Consider the following 22,691-nt stretch of genomic DNA (forward strand, 5'->3'; position numbering starts at 1 on the left):
ATATGAAAAAACTAAATGGAAAGATTTTTGAAAATTTAATACTTGATACATTAAAGGAGTTTATAATTCTCTTGGATGAAAAACTAAAGATTCTTTTTGTCAATTCTTCGGCAGCAGAATCCTTAAAACTTGAAAAAGAAGAGATAATAGGTAAACATTGTTATAAATTATGGCATCAAAGGAAAGAACCCTGTATTAATTGTCCAGTAGTAAGAGCAATGAAGAAGAGAGAACCTGCTGAAGGAGAAGTGGTAACTCCCGATGGAAGATACTGGTATATAAAAGGATATCCCGTATTAGAAAATCAAGATATAGTAGGTGCTGTAGAGATAGTTCAAGAAATAACAGAGAAAAAGAGAATGGAAAAAGAAATTCAATATTTAACCTTTCATGACAAGCTTACAGGCCTTTATAATAGAGCCTTTTTTGAAGAAGAATTAAAAAGATTAGATACAAAAAGACAGCTTCCTATAAGCATATTAATGGGGGATTTAAATGGATTAAAATTAGTAAATGATGCCTTTGGACACGAAAAGGGTGATGAACTTTTAATAAGTATCGCGGAAGTTTTAAGAAAATCGTGTAGAAAAGAGGATATTATTGCCAGATGGGGTGGAGATGAATTTGTAATAATCTTTCCTAAGACCCCTAAAGAAATAGCAGAAAAAATATGTGATAGAATAAAGCAAAACTGTGAAGAATATAATAAAAATAATGATCAAACCCCTATACCTTTAAGTATCGCTTTAGGATATGCTACAAAGGAATTAGAGAATGACAAAATAGATGAAATATTAAAAATGGCCGAAGATAGAATGTATAGAAATAAATTAATAGAAGGAAAAGGATTTAGAGATACAGTCCTTCAAACATTAAAGGAATTACTTTGGGCAAATTCTTACGAAAGTAAGGTACATGAAGAAAGAATAAAGGAATTGGCCACAAGAATGTCTGATATACTGTATCTTTCTGATATAGAAAGAGAAGATTTATTACTTCTTTCCCATTTTCATGATATAGGAGAAATTACCATACCCTCTGAAATCTTAAAAAAGAATACATCCCTTACTAAGGAAGAATTTAAAAAGATAAAAACCCACCCGGAGGTAGGATATAGAATAGCAGAAGCATCATATGAATTAACAAAAATTGCAGAATATATTCTAACACATCATGAATGGTGGAATGGTAAAGGATATCCAAGGGGATTAAAAAGAGAAGAAATTCCCCTTGTATCAAGAATTTTTTCAATAATTGATGCCTACGAAGTAATGACTTCGGGAAGACCATATAATAAAGCAAAGACAAAAGAAGAGGCAATAGAAGAGCTAAAAAAATGCGCAGGATCCCAATTTGATCCAAATTTAGTAGAAGTATTTTTTACAATTATATAAACCATGGAACTTAAAGGGATAATTTGGGATTGGGATGGTACATTAGTAGACTCCTATACAGCTTGTATTGTAACCACAAAAAAGATTTTTTCCCTTTTTGGTATAGATATAAAAGAAGAAGAATATAGAAAAAACTTTTCTCCCAATTGGTATGAAATATATGAAAATCATGGTTTACCAAAAGAATATTGGGAAAAAGTAGATGAGCTTTGGAAAAAATATTTTGACTATTCCTTGGTTAGATGGAGAGAGAAGGCAGAAGAAATTCTTAATTTCTTAAAAGGTTTTGGCCTTAAATTGGGAGTGGTAACTGCGAGCACAAAAAAAGATATTGAATTGGAAACCCCCTATTTACATCCTGAAAGATTTATAGATGAATGGATTTTTTGGGAAGATTCAGAAAAACCTAAACCAGATCCTATGCCCTTAAAGAAGATGTTACTAAAGATGAACTTATCTCCTTATGAGATTATATATATAGGAGATGCCCCTCAAGATATTTTAATGGGAAAAAAACTTAAGGTATTAACTATTGGAGTTTACTCTCCATTTGTCCCTCCAGAAAGGTTAGAAGAGGCATCTCCCAATTTTATTTTTAAAGATCTAAATGATATCTTACATTTTTTTAAGGATTTACTTCTCTAATAATTTCTTTAAATTCTTCTTAACACTATTTATAAAAGTTTCCGTATCTACATATTTATCAACAGGCGGTACTGCAAGAGGTTGAAGATCCTTTGTCATTATTCCACTTTCAATAGTCATAATCACTGCCTTTTCAAGCTTATCAGCAAATTCTATCACATCACTATCCCCATCTAATTCTCCCCTTTTTCTTATACCTCCAGTCCATGCAAAGATAGAAGCAGTTGGATTAGTAGATGTCTTATTACCTTTCAAATACTCATAATAATGTCTTCTTACAGTTCCATGGGCAGCTTCATATTCATATTCTCCAGAGGGAGATACTAAAACTGATGTCATTAATCCGAGACTTCCAAAACCTGCAGCGACCATATCAGACATTACATCACCCTCATAGTTCATACAAGCCCACAAAATTCCACCTTCACTTTTTATTATCTGGGCTACTGCATCATCAATAAGAAAATATTTATAACTTATACCATTGTCTTCAAAATCTTTCTTTCTTTTTTCTACCTCATCTCTAAATATTTCCTTAAAAAAACCATGATAAATTTTTGATATAGTATCTTTTGCGGAAAACCATAGATCAACTTTTTCACTTAAGGCATAGTTTATACACGATTTTGCAAAACTTCTAACAGACTTCTCTGTATTATGCATAACCATAAATACACCTTTTCCATCAAAATTATGAACCGAAAAGTTTTTGTTTTCAGAGTTTTTTAAATTTACCTCCAAAGAAACATTACCCTCCACTTTGCATTCAAAGGCGTTATAGATATCTCCATATGCATGTCTCCCAATAATAATAGGCTTTTTCCATGTTCTAACAAAAGGTGGAATATTCTTTACAACAATAGGTTTCCTAAAAACAGTACCATCTAAATATGCTCTTATTGTGGCATTAGGACTTTTCCAAGCTTTTTTTAGATTATACTCTTTTACTCTTTCCTCATCAGGAGTAATAGTGGCACATTTCACCCCTACCTTATATTCTTTTATCGCCTTAGCGGATTCCAAAGTTACCATATCATCTGTCCTATCACGATTTTCAATTCCTAAATCAAAATAGATTATAGGTATATCAAGATAAGGAAATATAAGCTCTTCTTTTATCCATTTCCACATAACTCTTGCCATTTCATCTCCATCAAGTTCTACAATTGGATTTTTTACTTTTATCACTTTATCATTACCTCCTTAAAAATAATCTCTTGAAGGATTATAATATTATAAATAATATAAGAGGGAAGGGAAAGGAAGCAAGTACATGTGGTGGTTTAAAAAACCATATCTTATTCTCATAGATGAAATCACATATATCTCAACCTTAGACCACAATAAAGTAGTGGAAATTGCCAATAACAAAAATCATATTTACAACATTTTGGAAGAAGAATTCACAAGATCTGGATGTAAAGTTATTTATTGGAAGAAAGATTTAAATTTACAACCCATTAATTCTAATTATGCAGTAATAATTAATCCAGTTTACCTAAGCCTAAATGAAAAAGTAGAAAAGGTACTTAAAAATAATATAGAGGATACAAACCTATTAAGGGAGGAACTTCCAGAGGTTGAACCACTGGCTGTAAAAATTGGTAAAAAAATATGTGAAAAACTACAAATTTATCCAGAGCTTCATCCCAATTTTATAAATATGATTTTTGTGGAAGATAATATAGACATCCACCATATTAAATCCTCTACAAAGGTACTTTTTATAAGATTTCTTATGGCCAAATTAGGAGCCTTTAAAAATATAATAGTTCCATTAAAGGAGAGCAAAATAAAGGATAACAAAATTATATTAGGAACCTTAGAAGGGGGACATCCATCCCTTTCTTTAAATGAACTTGCCAAAAGACTTATGGTTTTTGGTTCATGTAAAGAGGTGGGTGGTTGGAAAGAAATAGAAAACATGGAAATTCCTAAGGAAGTATGGCAAAGATCAACGGTTTTAAATAGTATGATAGAACTTGGTAAATTCTTAGGAGAAAAAGGATTACTTTCTTCTCCAGTAGAGATAAAAAATCTACTAAAGGATGAGAAATTATATAAATTTATCACCAGATTAGTAAATTACTCAAGGCAATCAGAAGGGGCCTTTATGGCTTATGAGCCTAATATATATAATGGTGTTTTTGCAGTGACATGTTCTGGAAAATATGGCACCATAAAGAGCAATCTTACCCCAAAAGATATATCTCTTGTCCTGCCAATTGAGGATGGAAAAGTTGGTGTCTTTAAAAAGGAAGGAGAAGAAGTATTAGGACCTTCCGTAGAAGCGGAAGAATTTGTTATACCATTATGGGAACATAATAAAAAGATAAAAATCAAAAAGTTAGAAAATGGCTATTCCTATGACGAAGATGGAAAAAAAGTACCTCCTATAAGAGGAATCGTCCATCTTCACAGAGGATATGAGATCTATTCTTTTAATGATGAATTTATAGAAGTACCAGTAGATATAGAAAATTATCCTCCAGTTGGATGTGGAGTAGATCTTATGCAAGAAATGAGTAGATATGCCATTAATAAAGCAGTAGAAATGTGGGAAAATAAAAACAGAAGACCTTGTTTAGCTTTTTTTAATGTGCCTAATCATGGTACCAATATATTTATATTTTGGAAAGATGTAAATGGTGTTATCCCTGAAAATCCTTTTTATTTTCTTATAAAACATATCTCAGAAAATAAAATAAGTTTCAGAGAAGTACCCCAGTTTTAATTTTAGTATTTTTTTACAATTTTTTGTTAAAATATTTTAATAATTTCAAAATGAAATTACCCCCTTTACAAAATTGTTTCTATATGATATTATTTTTACCACAAAGGGACCTTAGAGCATGGTCCAAGATATAATTTACCCCAAAAATAGGAGGTGTAAAGATGAGGGGTAAGGTTTTAGGGGTGCTTTTAGCAGTTTTACTTTTGACTCTCTTACTTGTACCTTCTACCTTAGGTCAAGTTTCTTTACCACGTAATGAGACATTATATACTGTTGGAGCTCTTTGGTCAGCCACCACCTGGAGCTTATATGCACCATCTGCAACTTATGGAACAGAACATTTCATGTATTTACCACTCTTCATCTACAGCAACATGAAAGATGGATGGTTACCAGTTATTGCTGAGTCTTTCACAGCAGTAAATAAAAGCACATTAAGAATAAAGATTAGAGACGTTGCAAAATGGAGCGATGGTACACCAATTACTGCTCAAGATGTGGAATTCACATTCAATTGTACAAAAGAGGTTGGATTTGGCCCTGGCAATGGTTGGTGGGACTACATTAAATCTGTTAAAGCAGTAGATAATAAGACTGTAGAATTCGTAATGAGACCAGATGCTCAAAACTATGCATCCTTCTTAGGATATGCATTAACAACAAGAATTGTTCCAAAACATGTGTATGAGCCTTTCTTAAAGAAAGGAGCACAAGCTGTAAAAGACTTCCAAAATGATGATCCAGAAAAACAAGTAGTATCAGGACCATATAAACTCTTCTACACCGATCCTAATATCGTTGTATACGGAAGAATTGATGATTGGTGGGGCAAATCTATATTTGGACTTCCTGTACCTAAATACATTGCTAACGTGATTTATAGAGATAATGCAGTAGCAAACTTAGACTTTGAGAGAGGAAATGCTGATTGGGCAGGAACATTTATACCAGATGTAAGCTCTCTCTGGAAAACTAAGAAACTCCCAATTGGAACATGGTTCAAAGAGAAACCATACTTCATGGCAGATGGTCTTGATCTACTATACATAAGCTACTACAACCCACTCCTTAAAGATCCTGCAGTAAGAAAAGCCATTGCATACTCTATTCCATACAAAGAAATGCTTGATAAAGCATACTTTGGCTATGGTAATCAGGCTCATCCATCCATGGTAATAGATGACTTTGAAGCATATAGTGAATACATTGACCATGCATATGCAAAATATTACTGGGGTTCAGCAGATGGTAAACCCAAGACTGATCTCAAGAAAGCAAACGAAATTCTTGATAAAGCTGGATACAAGAAAGGGAAAGATGGAATTAGAATTAGCCCAGATGGAAAGAGAATGGGAACCTTCACTATTCAAGTTCCTAATGGTTGGACCGACTGGATGATGATGTGTGAAATGATGGCAGCAAATATGAGAGCAATCGGACTTGATGTAAAGACTGAATTCCCAGACTTCTCAGTATGGTGGACAAGATGGACACAAGGTACCTTTGACTTCATCCTTGGTTGGTCTGCAGGACCTGGATTTGATCATCCTTGGAACGTCTACAGAATAGTACTTGATCCAGCTCTCTATAAACCATTTGGTCAAGATCAATATGGTAACTTCGAAAGATATAATAATCCAGAGGTTGGTAAACTCTTAAATAAGATTGCTGCAACATTAGATCCAAAGGTTAAGAAAACATTATTCTATCAGATACAAAGAATTATATACAGAGATCTTCCCGCCATACCACTCTTCTACGGCGCTCACTGGTATGAATACAACGAAACAGTATGGACAGGATGGCCTAATGCAGAAAAACCATGGTGGTTCCCTGCTGCTCCATGGAGTGGATATGCTCTTCCTGTCCTCTTTGGTATTGCACCAAAAGGACAAACACCAAAAGTTCCTGCATGGGTAGAATTCAAGGCAAAAGGTGGTTTATTGATATCAACAAACGACATACTTAACGCCTTAGCAAAAGCTAAGTAATAATAGGAAAACAAAATGGATCATGCTCTAAGGTCCTAAAGGGTTAATAATGAAAACATATCCCCCCGGATTAGGTTCCGGGGGGTATATTTTGATTAAAAAAATGTAATAGGGAAACACAACAATATAAAAGGAGGCTTATAAATAAATGCCAAAGTCAGCCTTAAAACCTTTTTTAAAATACATAGGAAGAAGGCTTTTCTTCTTAGTCTTAACATACTTCGTTGCCATAACCATAATCTTCATACTACCAAGGGCAATTCCTGGAAATCCTCTTGCCACCCTACTTCAACGTATAGCTGTACAAGGGGCAGCTAATCCAGAAACTGTATCAAATGTTCATAAAGCACTTATGGAAGAATTTGATATAGACAAACCCATAATAGTACAATATTTAAGATTTATAGGAAGACTTTTTACAGGAAATCTTGGAACATCAATTCATTATTATCCTAAAAAATGTCTTGATGTGTTAGCACCTTTTATTCCCTGGACTTTATTCTTACTTATACCAGCCACCCTTACAGCCTGGATAATTGGAAATACCTTAGGAGCAGTGGCTGGAAATAAAAGAGGTACTTGGATAGATAACATAGTTCTAAACTCTTCCCTTATCATTAGTCAGATACCATATTATTGGTTAGGTATGTTACTTATTTATACTTTTGCAGTTAAACTAAACATATTTCCAAACCAAGGAGGATATTCTCAAGGAATAATCCCAAGTTTAAATATTAAATTTATATTGGATGTCCTTTATCACTACATACTACCTTTCCTTTCTATAGTAATTGCAGCTATAGGTGGATGGGCAATTGGTACAAGACTTCTTGTTATTTACGAGCTTGACGCTGATTATACTGTTTTTGCTATAAACTTAGGAATGAGAGATTCTACAGTTTTCAAATACGTTTTCAGAAATATACTCTTACCCCAAATAACAGGTCTTGCTTTAAACTTGGGATCTGCTCTTGGCGGTGCTTTAATCACAGAGCTAATTTTTAATTATCCTGGTACTGGATATATTCTATTTAGGGCATTAAGTACCTTAGATTATCCATTGATACAGGCCATATTTGTAATCTTAATAGTTGCTGTTTACTTAGCCAACTTTATTGTTGATTTTGTTTATGCCATTGTAGATCCAAGAATAAGATTAGGACAAGGAGAGGGAAGCTAAAATGTGGAAACAGATGATAAGACCTTTATTTAAAAGTCCCAAATTCATTGTTGGATTAACTATATTTTTATTAATAGTTCTTATGGCTCTAATAGGCCCAATTATCTATCCCAAAGATCCCACTTCCTTTGCAGGAATGCCAGAACAACCACCAAGTAAAGAGTATCCCTTAGGAACAGACACATACGGTGGAGACCTATTAGCAAAACTTCTAAATGGTACTAGATCTTCCCTATATATTGGATTCTTAGTTGCTATTATCTCAATGATCATAGGTTTATTAGTTGGAATCTTTTCAGCTATGAAAGGTGGAATTGTAGATGATCTTTTAATGTCTTTTACAAATATTGTACTAACCATACCAAGCATTCTTCTTGCCATATTAATTGCAAGTTACTTAAGAATTAGAAGCTTAGAGATCATAGCAGTAATTTTAGGAATTCTTACATGGCCATGGTTTGCAAGAGCAATTAGAGCTCAGCTTATGAGTTTGATAAATAGAGAATACGTATATCTTTCAAGGCTTGCTGGATACGGAGATTTTAAACTTGCAATTGAAGACCTAATTCCTGCAATAGCCACATACACCTTTATGGCTTTTATTCTATTTATTAATGGTGGCATCTTAGGAGAAGCAGGTTTAAGCCTTATAGGATTAGGGCCAACTAAGGGTGTAACACTTGGAGTTGTACTACAGTGGGCTGTACTTATGGAAGCAGTAAGAAGAGGATTATGGTGGTGGTTTATTCCTCCAGGTTTAGTCATTGTTCTTCTTACATCCTCTTTATTAATAATAACCACAGCAATGGATGAAGTATTTAATCCAAAGCTGAGAGAGAGGTGATAGAAATGAAAGGAACATTGATAATAAGCTTAGATAACGTAAAAGCTTACTATGCAAGAGGAGAATATTATGTAAAGGCAGTAGATGGATTAACATTAAATGTCTATAAAGGAGAAACAGTAGGAATTGTAGGGGAAAGTGGTTCTGGAAAAACTACTCTTTCTAATGTTATGATAATGAATATCAAAAAACCATTAACCTTTATAGATGGAAAGGTAACACTCAATGTTGGAGCAAACTTCCTTGAGTTAAATAATATGCCAAGACAGGAGCTACAAAAAATTATATGGGGAAGAGAAACTTCCATCATTCCTCAATCTGCAATGAATGCTCTAATGCCCACAAAAAAGATTAGAGACTTCATATCCGATTTAGTTAAAGATCATTTTGAAAGAGCTTTAAATGAGGAAGAAATCATTGAAAGGGCTAAACAAAGATTTACAGATGTAGGAATAAGCCCCAATGATATATATAGATATCCTTTTGAACTTTCTGGTGGTATGAGACAAAGAGCAGTAATAGCTATTGCTACTCTCTTAAATCCAAGACTCCTTATATGTGATGAGCCTACATCTGCCCTTGATGTGGCCAATCAAAAATTAGTATTGAAAACCCTTGAACAATTAAGAGTAAGAGAAATCGTAGAGTCTATAGTATTTATAACCCATGATATTGCTACTGTAAGACAGATTGCAACAAGAATGGTGGTTATGTATGCTGGAAAAATTGTGGAAAATAGTCCTACTGATGATATAATAAAAGAACCTCTACATCCTTACACAAAGGGTCTACTTATGTCAGTTGTTACCCCAGAGCCAGAAGTAAAGAAACGTGGTATATCCTTTATTCCAGGTACCCCCCCAGATCTTGCTAATCCACCTATTGGTTGTAGATTTCACATCAGATGTCCGTATAAAATGCCAATATGTGAAAAAGAAGAGCCCCCTCTTATAAAGATAGATACAAATAGAGAAGTAGCATGTTTTCTATTTAATAAATGAGGTGAGATAAAATGGCACTTTTAGAAGTTAAGAATTTAAATAAAATATATGAAGTGGGTCTTTTTGTAAGAAGACATATACATGCAGTAAAAGGTATTAATTTTACAGTAGAAAAAGGAGAAATAGTATCTCTTGTAGGAGAAAGCGGTTCTGGAAAAACTACTACTGCAAAGATGATACTAAGGCTTGAGAAACCAACCTCTGGAGATATTATTGTAGATGGTATAAATGTTTGGAAAGATATAAAGACAGTGGAAGACAAGAAAAACTATTATAAAAAAGTACATGCAGTATTCCAAGACCCCTTTGCCAGTTATAATCAATTTTATCCTATTGATAGAATACTACATCAAGCCTTGAGTTTAATAGGTATAGATCCTAAAAATGAAAGATCTAAAGATCTAATTGAAGAAGCATTAGTACATGTAGGTTTAGAGCCCAAAAACATTCTTGGAAAATATCCTCACCAGCTTTCAGGAGGAGAAAAACAAAGAATAATGATTGCAAGATGCTGGCTTTTAAGACCCTCATTAATTATAGCTGATGAACCTGTATCCATGATTGATGCATCTACTCGTGGGGGTATAATAAAACTTTTTGAAAGATTAAGAGATGAAACAGGAACTTCTATTATATTTATTACCCATGATATGGGACTTGCTTATTATATATCAAATAGAATCTTCATAATGTACAAGGGTGAAATAGTAGAAGAAGGCACACCTGATGAAATAATCTCATCTCCAAAACACGATTATACAAAGAACCTAATTGGAAGTATACCAACCCTATACAAGAAGTGGGAAGATATTGGAGAACTGGAAAAAAGAGCATAGGGGAGAGAAAGTCTCTCCCCTTTTATTTTTTATTAATATTTTCCACATTACCTAATCTCCCTTGTATAAAATTACCTGTTAATTATTTTATTAGTACCAATGTGAAATTTTCATGATATACTACAAACATATAATTTGTTAAGGAGGTATATTAAATGGAGAGGGATATAAAAAAACTTATCTCACAGATGACTCTTGAAGAAAAAGCTTCTTTATGCTCCGGTCTTGATTTCTGGCACACAAAACCCATCGAAAGACTTGGCATACCATCAATAAGAATGTCTGATGGTCCCCATGGACTTAGAAAAGAAGAGACCATGTTCAGCAAGACTGTACCTGCCACCTGTTTTCCACCAGCATCATGCCTTTCTGCCTCTTGGGATAGGGATCTAATTGAGAGAGTAGGAAAAGCTATTGGAGAAGAATGCCAGGCAGAAAACGTACAAATTCTACTTGGACCTGGAGTAAACATAAAAAGATCTCCCCTTTGTGGAAGAAACTTTGAATACTATTCTGAAGACCCTCTTCTCTCATCTGAGATGGCCAAACACTTTATAAAAGGAGTACAAAGTGAAGGAGTAGGAACATCTATAAAACACTTTACAGCTAACAACCAAGAACATAGAAGACTTACAGTAAGTGCAGAGATAGATGAAAGAACATTAAGAGAGATATACTTAGCCAGTTTTGAGAAAGCAGTAAAAGAGGCAAAACCATGGACAGTAATGTGCTCTTACAACCGAGTAAATGGAGTATATGCCTCTGAAAATGAATTTCTTTTAACAAAGGTATTAAGAGAAGAATGGGGATTTGAAGGATTTGTAGTATCAGACTGGGGAGCTGTAAATGACAGAGTAAAAGGACTATCAGCAGGACTTGATTTACAGATGCCTTGTGATGGGGGTTGGGGAGACAAAAAGATCATAGAAGCAGTAAAGAAAGGAGAAATAAAAGAAGAGCTTTTAGACAAAGCAGTAGAAAGAATACTAAACATTGTCTTCAAGGCTATAGATAATAAAAAAGAGAATGCCACATATGACAAAGAAGCCCATCACAGAATAGCAAGAGAAATAGCAAGAGAATGTTTTGTCCTTCTTAAGAACGAAGAAAAGATCTTACCATTAAAGAAAGAAGGAAGGATAGGTTTAATAGGAGCCTTTGCAAGGAAACCTCAAATACAAGGAGGAGGAAGTGCTCATGTAAATCCAACCATGGTAGATGACGCAGTAGAAGAGATCAAAAAGCTTGTAGAAGAAAAAGCAGAGATACTTTATGCAGATGGATACAAGATAGAGACTGATGAAGTAGATGAGAACCTCATGGAAGAAGCAAAAGAGGTAGCAAAGAAATCAGATGTAGTAATAATCTTTGCAGGACTTCCTGAAAGATATGAATCGGAAGGATTTGACAGGCCTCACATGAAGATGCCCGAGAATCACAACAGATTAATAGAGGAAATAGCAAAGATAAACGAAAATGTAGTAGTAGTACTCAGCAATGGAGCACCAGTAGAGATGCCATGGGTAGATAAGGTAAAGGCAATACTTGAGACATACAGAGGAGGACAAGCCTGGGGAGGAGCAGTGGCAGATGTAATTTTTGGGGTTGTAAGTCCATCAGGAAAGCTACCTGAAACCTTCCCAAAGAAACTAAGTGACAATCCATCCTATCTCTTTTTCCCAGGGGAAGGAGACAGATCAGAATATAGAGAAGGAATCTTTGTAGGATACAGATACTATGACAAGAAGGAGATGGAAGTACTCTTTCCCTTTGGACATGGCCTTTCTTATACCACCTTTGAATATTCAGATCTGATTTTAGACAAGAAAGAGATGACTGATAAAGAGATATTGAAGGTAAGGGTAAAGGTAAAGAATACAGGAGAGATGAAAGGTAAAGAGATAGTACAGCTTTATGTAAGGGATGTAAAAAGTAGTGTAATAAGGCCAGATAAAGAACTAAAAGGATTTGTAAAGGTAGAGCTTGAGCCAAAGGAAGAAAAAGAGGTTACTTTTGAGCTTGATAAGAGGGCCTTTGCCTACTATAACGTAGAGATAAAGGATTGGTATGTAGAGACAGGAGAGTTTGAGATACTAATAGGAAGATCATCCAGGGATATAGTACTCAAGGATAAAGTATTTGTGAAATCTACAAAACAAATTAAGAGAAATTATCATATTAATTCTACCATTGGTGATATCTTAGATGATCCTGTGGCAAGCGTAAAATTTCAAAATATACTTAAACAATTTGTAAGTCTTTTCCCACAATTCTCAACAGAAGAAAGTATAATGAACTTTGCAGAGATGATGAAATATACACCGTTAAGAGGTCTCATACATTTTGGTGGAGGCAAATTCACAGAAGAAATGTTAAATGATTTACTGAAAGAACTTAATTCTTAAAATCTTAATTAAAATAAAAGGGAGATAAAACATGGAGATAAAAGGAAGACCAGCCACTATATGGCTTTCCCTTCCTTCAGATCTACTTATAGGAGAAAGCACCTTAGAGATAAAAGAAGATCTTCTTATAGAGAAAAGAAAAGTATTTTTTGAAGAAAGATATACCTGTATATTATTATCTGAAATAGAAGGTATTGAGATTACACAAAAAGGGGATAAAATCTTTTCTTTTCTCTTTCTTGCCTTTTTGGTAGGAAGACTCTACTTTCTTTCTTTCATATCTTTTCTAATTTACCTATTATGGAGACCCACTTTTCTTATTGTTCATGGTAAAAACTTACAGATAGGAATATCTATAAATCAAAAAGATATTGAACCTTATGTGGAATTTGCTAACAACTTAATTGAGAAAGTAAAAGAATACAAAAAGCATTGAGGGGGATTTTAATATGATTATTCATATAGTACCAGAACCCCAAAAATTAGAGTTTAAAGAAAGATGGTTTGAGTTTGATGGATTTGAAAATTTTCCTGAATTCCTCTCAAAGGAGTTTAAAATACCAAAAGGAAGTTGGAAGATTAAAAAAATAGAAAAAAGTGGGACAGGCATCAACATTAAAGATAAAGAAGTAGAAATATGGGGAGATACAAATATATGCTTTGCCACTTTGATCCAGCTAGTAATACAAAACAAAAATCAATTACCAGAAATATATGTGGAAGAAGATTTTAAATTTAAATTTCGAGGTTATCATCTTGATATAGCAAGAGGCGGTGTACCTTTACTTCAGGAATTCAAAAGAATTTTAAGACTACTATATTTACTAAAATACAATTTCTTTGCCATATACTTTGAAGATCTTTTCCCTTGGAAAAACTTCCCCCAAATAGGAGCTCTAAGAGGAAGACTTGCTGAAGAAGAATTGAGGGAAATTATAGACTATGGTGAGAACTTAGGAATAGAGGTTTTTCCATCCTTAGAGCTTTGTGGACATATGGAAAATATTCTTACTCTACCTGAATTTATGAAATACAGTGAATGGCATAGACCTGAAGAAGGTTGCTTAGATGTTTCAAACGAAGAAGCCAGAAATTTCACCTATAAACTTCTTTCCGAAGTAATAGAATTCTTTCCATCCCAATATATCCATATTGGTGGAGATGAAACATGGGCTCTTGGAAGAGGAAGAAGTCTCGATAAAACAGGTATATTTCAAGGACCTGAACTTTTTGAGATGCATCATAAGAATCTAATCCATCAAGTGAAGGAAAGTGGAAAGACACCAATGGTATGGGGAGACATGCTCACGGGAATGTATTTGAGAGAGGAAGAAAAGGAAAAATGGAAGATAGTTCTTGAAAGTAATATATGGGATGAAACAGTTATTGCTAATTGGGATTATACACATCTCTCTGAAGAACATTTTGAGAATAAGATAAATATGTTTGGCAAAAGAAAAGAAAAAGAGATAGCATCTCCTGGGGTTTCCAACTGGGGAAGGTTTTATCCGAACTTTGATATTGCTTTAACTAATATTACAAATTTCTTAAGACAAGCCAAAAAAGAAAACCTTCCAGGATTTCTTCTTACAGCATGGGGAGATGATGGGGCAGAGTGCCTATATTCATATTTAGATCCTTTAATACTTGCTACTATGGAGATTGCAGAAGGAAAGGAAAATTGGGAAGAAAAATACAAGGCTCTATTTAAAGAAAAAGATGAATTAATAGCAATAAGAAAATTATTAGGACAAAATTCAGTAGCAGAAACTATAAAACATGTATTTCTTGGAGATTCTTTGTACAGATATAACACAGAATTCAAAACTGAATTGAAAAGCACTGGAGATTTTTGGGCAGATTACTATTTAGGCGTATCATCCCTTTTATCTAATAAAGATCAACTTATAAAAATATATAACAATGTATTAAATAAAATGGAATCTATAGCTTTACCAGAAGATCTTTCCCTTATGAAGGATATGCTAAAAATAGCCATCAATAGACTTAATGGCAATCTAAGTTTTTCTGAATATATAGCCTTTGGGAAAAAATACGCATATCTTTGGCTTTCTGAAAGGAAGAAAGCAAACTTAGAAAAGGTCATTATAAAAGTATATGGAGCAGGAGGTAGAGCAGATCTTAATACATACTAAAGAACATTGTAAACAATATGACCTTCTACCATAGTAAGTTTTACATTAAAAGATTCATCCAATACAGTAAGATCTGCATCCTTTGATACTTCAAGGCTTCCCTTTCTTCCATCTATACCTATCACCTTAGCGGGAGAAAGGGAAGCCATATAAACAGCATCTACCAAATTTACAATTTCTTTTTCTACCATATTTTTAACTGCTTTATTCATGGTAAGGGTACTACCAGCTAATGAACCTGACTCAAGTGTCGCCTTTCCATCCCTCACTAAAACCCTTTGTCCTGCCAAACTGTATTCTCCATTAGAAAGCCCAGCAGCCATAATTGCATCAGTTATTAAAACTACTTTATCCCTGGGTTTTATCTTTGTTACCAATTTAAGTATATAATCCGAAAGATGATATCCATCAGCTATTATCTCCACTGACAATCTATCATCTACTAAGGCAACCCCTATAATCCCAGGCTCACGGTGATGAAGAGGCCTCATACCATTAAAAAGATGGGTAACATGAGAGAGTCCCAAACTTATAGCCCTCTCCACGTCTTGAGAAAGAGCAGAGGTATGTCCAGCTGATGTTATTACTCTTTTTTTTGATAGATATGAAATAAGATCCAAAGCTCCTTCTATTTCAGGGGCTAATGTGATAAGCCTTACATGGGAAGAAAGAAGCTCATTAAGATTATTTAAATCCGGTTTCAAAATATAATCTTCTCTCTGAGCCCCTTTATAATCAGGATTTAAAAAAGGTCCCTCTAAATGGATTCCTATAAATTTCGTTCCTTTTATGACATTAGATAAGATATACTTTTCTATCTCATAAATTGCCTTTTTCATTTCAGGAAGAGAAGAAGTAGCAAGAGTAGGAAGGCAAGAAGTTACCCCTTTTGATGCAAGAAAATAAGAAATTTCCTTCATATCATTAAAGGAAGAATTAAGAAAATCTCTTCCGTGAGATCCATGAATATGAATATCAATAAATCCTGGTGATATAAAGAAATCTTCTAAATAAAAAACCTCACTATCTTTGTCTACTTCCTTTCTTTCTCCCACATAAGAAATCTTATCCTCCTCAATTTCAACCATTCCTTTTTGTAAAATCCTATCCTTCAATATAACCTTTCCAATAAAAACTCTCTTTTTCATGTTAAAACTCCTTTATTTTATCTTTATAGATTTTAATAAGCTTCTGATTGATATCATTCTCCTTACTATTAGTACTACATCTAAATAAAGGAGGAATAATATCCATTCTCTCTAAAATACAGGCAGTCTCATAAAATATCTCATGTAAAATGATAGAGGAAATAACAGTAGATATGGGTGAAGTCTTTATCTTTTTATCTTTCTCTAAAGATAGAAGAAGATCATCAGAAGGTCCTGGTATAAAAATTACAAGATCACATATATCTTTTAAATTTTTCTTTGAAGAATGTTTAAAAGGGATATTAGAATTTTCCTTGTTTATAAGACCTATTGTATAAACTTCTCTTTTTTTTGCCTCCAATGCAGAATCAATAGCAATCAAATCTCTACCAGTGTAGGATATAACATATAGAATATCCTCAGAAGATAATTTATGATTATTTATTAATACCCTTCCATATTCTTCAATTCTTTCTAAAAAATTGTCTTTTAATATCCCATCCATATAAGAAGTGGAAAAATCCCATATAGAATTAATACATGCAAAAACTCCTGTCCTAAAGAAAAACTCTAAGGATATAATATTATAATGCCCAAAACCAAGTATATGTATAATGCCACCATTTTTTATAGATTCTGCTGTTTTTATAGCTGACTTTTCAATGGATTCCTTTTCCTTTTTTATCTCCTCAAGAAGTAAGGATAAAGTATCTATATATTTCATATTATCACCCTCTTTATAAAAGAGGATACTCTATTATAACACTATTTTATCAAGGATATTTACTAATCGTTTTCTTTCTGATTTCTTATCCAAGGAATAGACAGAAAGTAAAGTAGAAAGAGGTTTTAATCTAAATTCTTGAATAAAATTTTTTAATATACTCTTAGAAAACGAAACACCCCATTTTCTATCATATCTTACACAATTTCTTATAAATTCATCAATTAAGATTCTATCTTTTTCATTAAGATTTAAATAGTAATTTATAAACTTATCCCTTTTCTTCAAAGGCAATATATTAAAAAATTTAACTGCAAGGTCTTTTCTTCCTTCCAAAAGAGGATGAGATTTTCCAATAATCTTGTTTGTAAACCACATTATAAACATATTTTTTTCAGCCTTTTGAATAAAAAGATCTACATCATTTATAAAAAGATTATAAAGTTCTTTTAAATTAAAATTACCTTTATAATCGTCCCTCTTAATTAAACTCGTATAAGTACTTATAAAAAGAATTTTCTTTTTTTCTTTTGAAATCTCCTTTAGCTTCTTTTTATTTTGTAGAAACTCCTTAGTTATCTTTAACTTTACATACTCATTTACAATGGGATATGGATCATTCATATAATCCACTTTTAAATCTATCCTTTCAAGTATATTTCTTATAGTCTCTGATCTTACCTTAAAAGTCCAACCTTTTAACATTCTCGAGAGATTAGGTCTGCTAATCCCTAAAATTTCTGAAATCTCATGTAATTTCTTGTCCTTTCCTATTTTTATTAAATATTCTCTTAGTTCTTTTGTATTTTCATAGCTTGATATATCAAAGTTAACCCTCTTGATACCACAAAAATTAAATAAACTCTTATAATGTTCCTTTGTTCCCCATCTACCCTTTTCAGGAAGATTATCATACAAAAGACAAATTATTTCCGTTGTTTCCCATATATCTTCATCTCTTAGAATCTTTTGTATCTCAAACAAAGTGTCAAGAATATAAAATCTTGCTTCTATATCCTCTCTAAAATAGCCCAAATAATAACAGGCCTTTTTAGAGATATTTAGGGAAAGATAAGGATGTATATCTTTAAGATACCAAGAAGCATTATTAAGATTAGATAAAACTCCAGTAGGATGGGGAATTTTTAAAGCAGTTTTTGCTCCTTCAAAATATAGCCTTATTGCTGATCTTATATTATTCTCCATTGCTTTCATATTTGCCCTATTCCAAAGAATAAAAACATAAGTAGATGGATCTTTTAGATATTCTTTACTCCAAAAACGTATCTTAGCAGATCTTCCCTCATAGGACTTTTTTAGATAGTAATCATATAGGATAGGCGCAATTATCTTTCTGGCAAGAACGGGAATTTTAGAAAAATTTTTTCTAATATCCTCTAATATAACTTCAGCATTTTTGTCTTTAAGAAATCTAAGAAAATTAACTTTATCTGAAAGCAAAATATAATATAGGGTTAAATTATCCTTGGAAAGTTTCAGGGCTTTTTCCACATATTTTAGAGCCAGTTCATAATCCTGAGACCACTTATATCTCTGAGCAACAAAATAATAATACCACTCCTTTGGCAATTTTTCCTCTAATATAAGATTTAAAAAGGGTTTGGAAAAATTACCATATTTAAATAAAATATAAGAGATAGTATGTATCTTTTTATACATATTTTTGTTTTATTATATCAAAAAGTAATATTAGATACAGCAATATTAAAAATAAGAAAAAGCATAGAAACATAAATCTTAAAATATAGGAAATATCTTGATCTTTATTAATGGTATATTTGATTGTCAAATAAAAAGATGTATTCTTAAAACAGATGTTATCTTATAAGGAGGATCTGTTTATGAAGAAAATAATAGCCATCTTGATAATATTAATAATATCATTATTTAACATCATTTTTGCTGATCCAGCACCAGGCGAAAACCAAACCTATAGTTCTAAACCACCTGTAGAGGTTGTAGTAAATCTTTCTAATAAATAAGCTAAGAAATCATTCAGAAGGGGGAGGGGGACCCTTGCGGAGGGGGTCCTTTTTTTGGCCTCTTAAATGAGAAAAATTCTAATTATAAACATTATTATACTTCTATTTATCTTTTTTCCTGCAAAAGGTGAAAACACAAATATTCTTACCTTTGCAGGAGATTATAACTTTCCTCCTATTGAATATACGGACTCCCAGGGAATTCCTCAAGGATTTGCAGTAGATATTATAAAAGAGTTGGAAAAAAGGATTAATAAAAAGATCAATATAGTACTTGTACCATGGAATGAAGTATTAGAACTTCTGGATAAAAAAGAGATTGATGGCATAGAGTTCATGAGGGTAACCGCTGAAAGAAAAAGAAAATATGATTTTATCACATATTTAGAAAGCTTTAGTGTAATAATAATACCCTCTGATTCACTCATACAAAGCTTTAGTGATCTTAAAAATAAAAAAGTCGCAGTTTTAAAGGAAGATGTAGCTCATATATTTTTAAAGGATATAACAGAGACCATTCCTTTCCAAAATTCTGAACTTGTCCTTCAAGCTTTAATAGAAAGAAAAGCAGAGGCTGGAGTGCTTAATTACTATGTGGCAAGATATTTAATAAACAAAAATAACTGGAACGATCAACTTAAAATACTCCAAGATAAACTCTTTTCAAGTTTTTCAGGTATTGCCCTTCCTAAAGGAAGCCCTTATTATTCTGAGATTAAAAAAGGTATATCAGAAATACTAAATAGTACCTATTACAGAACCCTTTTAACTAAATGGTTTGGAGAAGAGGTATTACTAAGGTTAGAATATAAGAAGAAAGAGGCAGTATCTCAAGCCTTAGTTTTTACGATTACCATAATTATTCTTATATTAATCGGCCTTTTAGGAAGCAGAGAATATCTGAAGAGGGAAGTAGAAAAGAGAACTCGAGAGATAAACTTAGCATACACTTTTATAAAAGAAATCTCCCAAAAGGGATTAGAAGATATAGAAAAGATATACTTTGAAAAATTAAAAGAGCTTTTTCCAAATTCACGAATCAAATATTGCATAAGGAAAAACAGAGAATTCTTTCTTACCTACTCCTATCCTCAAGAAAAAGGATATTCATTAACAATTGAAGACATAGAAAATATGGAAGGCTATAGAAGATATTTTACAGTAGAGAATAATATTTATTCTGTATTAATAATTGAAGAAAATATCTCTTATCCTATTACTTACTTCAATCTTTTGTCAGAAGAATTTCAAAATACATTAACAAGGTTATATATAAAAGAGAAGATAGATAGGGAAAAAGAGATAAACGAAATTATAAATCTACTTTCTAAAAAAGAAGAGGAAAATATCCTTTTAGAAAACCTTTTAAAAAGAATCTTATATATTCTTAAAGCTGATGCAGGATCAATAATGATTTATGATAAAGAAAATAAAATATTGAAAATTAAAGTTGGGATAAATATACCTCATGAGGTAATAAAGAATACTGTTTTAAAAGAAGGAGAGGGAATAGCGGGATGGGTTTTAGAGCATAGAGAACCTTTAATATTAGAAGATGTATACAAAGATAAAAGATTTAAAATTATAGAACCACGTTTTGAAATCAAATCCTCTATATGCTATCCATTAATCCACAAGGATGAACCAGTTGGGGTAATAAATATAAGTAGCCTAAGAGAAAATAGAATTTTCAATCAAGATGATCTTTTAACCACAGAAAAGTTTGCACCACTAATCTCTGCCTATATTTATAATGAAGAGATAGAAAAAAAGATCTTTAAACTTCATCATGAAACATTGATCACCATTGTAGAGATGATAGATGCAAGAGATCCTTATACAGGTGGACATTCAAAAGAAGTAGGAGACATAGCAGTAAATTTTGGTAAAAGTTTACTTCTTAATGAGGAAGATCTGAGAAGATTAGGGTATTCTGCCTATCTTCATGATATCGGAAAGATAAAAGTGCCAGATTTTATTCTGAAAAAACCTGGAAAACTTTCTGATGAGGAATATATGATAATGAAAATGCATCCTGTATGGGGTGAAGAACTATTACAACATATATCTGTCTTTAGAGACATAGGTAAAATAATCAGACATCATCATGAAAGATGGGATGGAAAGGGCTATCCTGATGGTCTGTCAAGTAATGATATCCCATTTTTAACAAAAATCATCACATTGGCAGATAGCTTTCAAGCTATGACTGCCTTTAGACCATATAAAAGAAAATTAACCATTGATGAAGCTATTCAAGAGATAAAAAGGTGCAAAGGTACCCAATTTGATCCAGAGCTTGCAGATCACTTTATAGAATTTATTATCAATTCTTTTAATGTTGGTACTCCTGCCTCCTCGTAATGATAATAAATCCTTATAGTTTTATGCTTTATATTTATCACATTTCTAAGATCTACAGGAGTTCCTATAATCACATAATCACAATCTACCTTATTAATAGTTTCCTCTAGCTCCTTTAACTGTTCCTTACTGTAACCTAAAGCTGGAAGTACCTTATCTATATGCTTATATTTATCATAAGCTTCTTTTATACTACCTATAGCATAAGGTCTTGGATCTATTAATATGGCTCCCTTTTCTTTTGCATAGATATACCCTGCTCCAAAGGGCATCTCTCCATGGGTTACAGTAGGTCCATCTTCTATCACCAATACTCTCTTTCTTTTAATATCTTCTTCCCTCTCAGATATTATGGGGGATTTTGCCAAAACAATCTTTGCCGTCTTATTTCTCTTTCTCACATTCTCAATTACCTTATTAATATTCTCAGAAGGAGCAGTATCTACCTTATTTATCACTATAACATCTGCAAGATATACATTAATCTCCCCCGGAAAGTAAGATAATTCATGTCCCACTCTAAAGGGATCAACTACAGTGATAAAAAGATCAGGCTTATAAAAGGGAAAGTCATTATTCCCTCCATCCCAAACTATTATATCTGCTTCCTTTTCTATTTCCTTTAATATCTCTTTATAATCTACTCCTGCATATAAAATAGCCCCCTCTTTAATATGGGGCTCGTATTCCTCCCTCTCCTCTATAGTACATTCATATTTATCCAAATCCTCTAATTTTTCAAATCTTTGTGTTTTCTGTTTTAAAAGATCACCATAAGGCATAGGATGTCTTACCACTACCACTTTAAATCCCCTTTCTCTTAAAATCTTAACAACATATCTTGATGTCTGACTCTTTCCTGAACCTGTTCTTACAGCACATATGGCTATAACTGGCTTTTTACTTTTTAACATGGTCTCTGTTCCAAGAATTTTAAAATCTGCAGAAAGAGATAATACAAGACTTGCTCTCTGCATTACATACTCATGAGATACATCACTATATGAAAAAACTACTTCATCCACATTATATTCCTTAATGATTTCTTCCAATCTATTCTCACTAACAATAGGAATACCATTAGGATAAAGTTCTCCAGCAAGCTCAGGTGGATATATTCTTCCTTCTATACCAGGAATCTGGGTAGCAGTAAAAGCTACTACCTCATAATCTGGATTATCCTTAAAACAGACGTTAAAATTATGAAAGTCTCTCCCACCTGCCCCCATAATAATAACTCTTCTTCTCATAAAAACACCCCCAAAT

Annotated in this window: 18 protein-coding genes; 13 read left to right on the top strand and 5 right to left on the bottom strand. The window is 32.7% G+C overall.

Features of this window, described 5'->3' with window-relative positions:
• The first annotated feature begins 2 nt into the window (after positions 1-2).
• Both ACY3JO_RS01215 and ACY3JO_RS01220 read left to right on the top strand, forming a co-directional pair.
• The gene (locus ACY3JO_RS01215) at positions 3-1,394 is read left to right on the top strand and encodes an HD-GYP domain-containing protein (protein ID WP_463085002.1); all 1,392 of its coding nucleotides are present in this window, start codon (positions 3-5) and stop codon (positions 1,392-1,394) included.
• Between the two features lie 3 nt (positions 1,395-1,397).
• Positions 1,398-2,039, top strand: a complete 642-nt coding sequence (locus tag ACY3JO_RS01220; protein ID WP_463085003.1) for an HAD family hydrolase — start codon at positions 1,398-1,400, stop codon at positions 2,037-2,039.
• Here the strand turns inward: ACY3JO_RS01220 and ACY3JO_RS01225 are convergent.
• Positions 2,028-3,182, bottom strand: a complete 1,155-nt coding sequence (locus ACY3JO_RS01225) for an NADP-dependent isocitrate dehydrogenase (protein ID WP_463085681.1) — start codon at positions 3,180-3,182, stop codon at positions 2,028-2,030. The genes ACY3JO_RS01220 and ACY3JO_RS01225 overlap by 12 nt on opposite strands.
• A 130-nt stretch (positions 3,183-3,312) precedes the next feature.
• On the opposite strand from ACY3JO_RS01225, the gene ACY3JO_RS01230 reads away from it, so the two are divergent.
• The 9 genes from ACY3JO_RS01230 (at position 3,313) to ACY3JO_RS01270 (ending at position 15,186) form a co-directional block, all read left to right on the top strand.
• On the top strand, positions 3,313-4,773 hold the full coding sequence (locus ACY3JO_RS01230; RefSeq protein ID WP_463085004.1) for a hypothetical protein: 1,461 nt from the start codon (positions 3,313-3,315) through the stop codon (positions 4,771-4,773).
• 161 nt (positions 4,774-4,934) lie between these two features.
• A complete protein-coding gene (locus ACY3JO_RS01235; RefSeq protein WP_463085005.1) occupies positions 4,935-6,764 on the top strand; it encodes an ABC transporter substrate-binding protein in 1,830 nt (609 codons plus the stop codon).
• 148 nt (positions 6,765-6,912) lie between these two features.
• Positions 6,913-7,944, top strand: a complete 1,032-nt coding sequence (locus tag ACY3JO_RS01240; protein WP_463085006.1) for an ABC transporter permease — start codon at positions 6,913-6,915, stop codon at positions 7,942-7,944.
• Position 7,945: 1 nt separating this feature from the next.
• Complete coding sequence (locus tag ACY3JO_RS01245) at positions 7,946-8,788, top strand: ABC transporter permease (protein WP_463085007.1); 843 nt, start codon at positions 7,946-7,948, stop codon at positions 8,786-8,788.
• Between the two features lie 5 nt (positions 8,789-8,793).
• Positions 8,794-9,789 carry an ABC transporter ATP-binding protein gene (locus ACY3JO_RS01250; RefSeq protein ID WP_463085008.1) on the top strand — a complete coding sequence of 332 codons (996 nt, stop codon included), beginning with the start codon at positions 8,794-8,796 and terminating at the stop codon, positions 9,787-9,789.
• An 11-nt stretch (positions 9,790-9,800) separates the two neighbouring features.
• Positions 9,801-10,625, top strand: a complete 825-nt coding sequence (locus ACY3JO_RS01255) for an ABC transporter ATP-binding protein (protein WP_463085009.1) — start codon at positions 9,801-9,803, stop codon at positions 10,623-10,625.
• Between the two features lie 155 nt (positions 10,626-10,780).
• Positions 10,781-13,030 carry a glycoside hydrolase family 3 C-terminal domain-containing protein gene (locus ACY3JO_RS01260; RefSeq protein ID WP_463085010.1) on the top strand — a complete coding sequence of 750 codons (2,250 nt, stop codon included), beginning with the start codon at positions 10,781-10,783 and terminating at the stop codon, positions 13,028-13,030.
• A gap of 31 nt (positions 13,031-13,061) precedes the next feature.
• Positions 13,062-13,466 carry a hypothetical protein gene (locus tag ACY3JO_RS01265; protein WP_463085011.1) on the top strand — a complete coding sequence of 135 codons (405 nt, stop codon included), beginning with the start codon at positions 13,062-13,064 and terminating at the stop codon, positions 13,464-13,466.
• 13 nt (positions 13,467-13,479) lie between these two features.
• Positions 13,480-15,186 (top strand): beta-N-acetylhexosaminidase, encoded by a 1,707-nt coding sequence (locus ACY3JO_RS01270; protein WP_463085012.1) that lies wholly within the window; start codon positions 13,480-13,482, stop codon positions 15,184-15,186.
• On the opposite strand, the gene nagA is transcribed toward ACY3JO_RS01270, so the two are convergent.
• The 3 genes from nagA to ACY3JO_RS01285 are packed head-to-tail and all read right to left on the bottom strand — an operon-like array spanning position 15,183 to position 18,648.
• Positions 15,183-16,334, bottom strand: a complete 1,152-nt coding sequence (nagA, locus tag ACY3JO_RS01275) for an N-acetylglucosamine-6-phosphate deacetylase (protein WP_463085013.1) — start codon at positions 16,332-16,334, stop codon at positions 15,183-15,185. The genes ACY3JO_RS01270 and nagA overlap by 4 nt on opposite strands.
• 1 nt (position 16,335) lies before the next feature.
• Positions 16,336-17,058, bottom strand: a complete 723-nt coding sequence (locus ACY3JO_RS01280; protein ID WP_463085014.1) for a sugar isomerase domain-containing protein — start codon at positions 17,056-17,058, stop codon at positions 16,336-16,338.
• A 33-nt stretch (positions 17,059-17,091) separates the two neighbouring features.
• The gene (locus tag ACY3JO_RS01285) at positions 17,092-18,648 is read right to left on the bottom strand and encodes a helix-turn-helix domain-containing protein (protein WP_463085015.1); all 1,557 of its coding nucleotides are present in this window, start codon (positions 18,646-18,648) and stop codon (positions 17,092-17,094) included.
• A 272-nt stretch (positions 18,649-18,920) separates the two neighbouring features.
• Here ACY3JO_RS01285 and ACY3JO_RS01290 point away from each other — a divergent pair, with 272 nt between their 5' ends.
• Both ACY3JO_RS01290 and ACY3JO_RS01295 read left to right on the top strand, forming a co-directional pair.
• Positions 18,921-19,061 carry a hypothetical protein gene (locus ACY3JO_RS01290; protein WP_463085016.1) on the top strand — a complete coding sequence of 47 codons (141 nt, stop codon included), beginning with the start codon at positions 18,921-18,923 and terminating at the stop codon, positions 19,059-19,061.
• A gap of 66 nt (positions 19,062-19,127) precedes the next feature.
• Positions 19,128-21,425, top strand: a complete 2,298-nt coding sequence (locus tag ACY3JO_RS01295) for an HD domain-containing phosphohydrolase (RefSeq protein WP_463085017.1) — start codon at positions 19,128-19,130, stop codon at positions 21,423-21,425.
• On the opposite strand, the gene ACY3JO_RS01300 is transcribed toward ACY3JO_RS01295, so the two are convergent.
• On the bottom strand, positions 21,368-22,675 hold the full coding sequence (locus tag ACY3JO_RS01300) for a cyclic 2,3-diphosphoglycerate synthase (protein ID WP_463085018.1): 1,308 nt from the start codon (positions 22,673-22,675) through the stop codon (positions 21,368-21,370). The two genes, ACY3JO_RS01295 and ACY3JO_RS01300, sit on opposite strands and share 58 nt — an antisense overlap.
• Between the last annotated feature and the right edge of the window lie 16 nt (positions 22,676-22,691).

The sequence above is a fragment of the Dictyoglomus sp. LHC4 genome (assembly GCF_055181355.1).

Excerpts from the sequence above, each read along its gene's own strand:
- ACY3JO_RS01235 (WP_463085005.1), top strand. The coding sequence starts at position 4,935 with ATGAGGGGTAAGGTTTTAGGGGTGCTTTTAGCAGTTTTACTTTTGACT.
- ACY3JO_RS01280 (WP_463085014.1), bottom strand. The coding sequence starts at position 17,058 with ATGAAATATATAGATACTTTATCCTTACTTCTTGAGGAGATAAAAAAG.
- ACY3JO_RS01260 (WP_463085010.1), top strand. The coding sequence starts at position 10,781 with ATGGAGAGGGATATAAAAAAACTTATCTCACAGATGACTCTTGAAGAA.
- ACY3JO_RS01220 (WP_463085003.1), top strand. The coding sequence starts at position 1,398 with ATGGAACTTAAAGGGATAATTTGGGATTGGGATGGTACATTAGTAGAC.
- ACY3JO_RS01290 (WP_463085016.1), top strand. The coding sequence starts at position 18,921 with ATGAAGAAAATAATAGCCATCTTGATAATATTAATAATATCATTATTT.
- ACY3JO_RS01255 (WP_463085009.1), top strand. The coding sequence starts at position 9,801 with ATGGCACTTTTAGAAGTTAAGAATTTAAATAAAATATATGAAGTGGGT.
- ACY3JO_RS01270 (WP_463085012.1), top strand. The coding sequence starts at position 13,480 with ATGATTATTCATATAGTACCAGAACCCCAAAAATTAGAGTTTAAAGAA.
- ACY3JO_RS01225 (WP_463085681.1), bottom strand. The coding sequence starts at position 3,182 with ATGGCAAGAGTTATGTGGAAATGGATAAAAGAAGAGCTTATATTTCCT.
- ACY3JO_RS01250 (WP_463085008.1), top strand. The coding sequence starts at position 8,794 with ATGAAAGGAACATTGATAATAAGCTTAGATAACGTAAAAGCTTACTAT.
- ACY3JO_RS01295 (WP_463085017.1), top strand. The coding sequence starts at position 19,128 with ATGAGAAAAATTCTAATTATAAACATTATTATACTTCTATTTATCTTT.
- ACY3JO_RS01230 (WP_463085004.1), top strand. The coding sequence starts at position 3,313 with ATGTGGTGGTTTAAAAAACCATATCTTATTCTCATAGATGAAATCACA.
- ACY3JO_RS01300 (WP_463085018.1), bottom strand. The coding sequence starts at position 22,675 with ATGAGAAGAAGAGTTATTATTATGGGGGCAGGTGGGAGAGACTTTCAT.
- ACY3JO_RS01215 (WP_463085002.1), top strand. The coding sequence starts at position 3 with ATGAAAAAACTAAATGGAAAGATTTTTGAAAATTTAATACTTGATACA.
- ACY3JO_RS01265 (WP_463085011.1), top strand. The coding sequence starts at position 13,062 with ATGGAGATAAAAGGAAGACCAGCCACTATATGGCTTTCCCTTCCTTCA.
- nagA (WP_463085013.1), bottom strand. The coding sequence starts at position 16,334 with ATGAAAAAGAGAGTTTTTATTGGAAAGGTTATATTGAAGGATAGGATT.
- ACY3JO_RS01245 (WP_463085007.1), top strand. The coding sequence starts at position 7,946 with ATGTGGAAACAGATGATAAGACCTTTATTTAAAAGTCCCAAATTCATT.
- ACY3JO_RS01240 (WP_463085006.1), top strand. The coding sequence starts at position 6,913 with ATGCCAAAGTCAGCCTTAAAACCTTTTTTAAAATACATAGGAAGAAGG.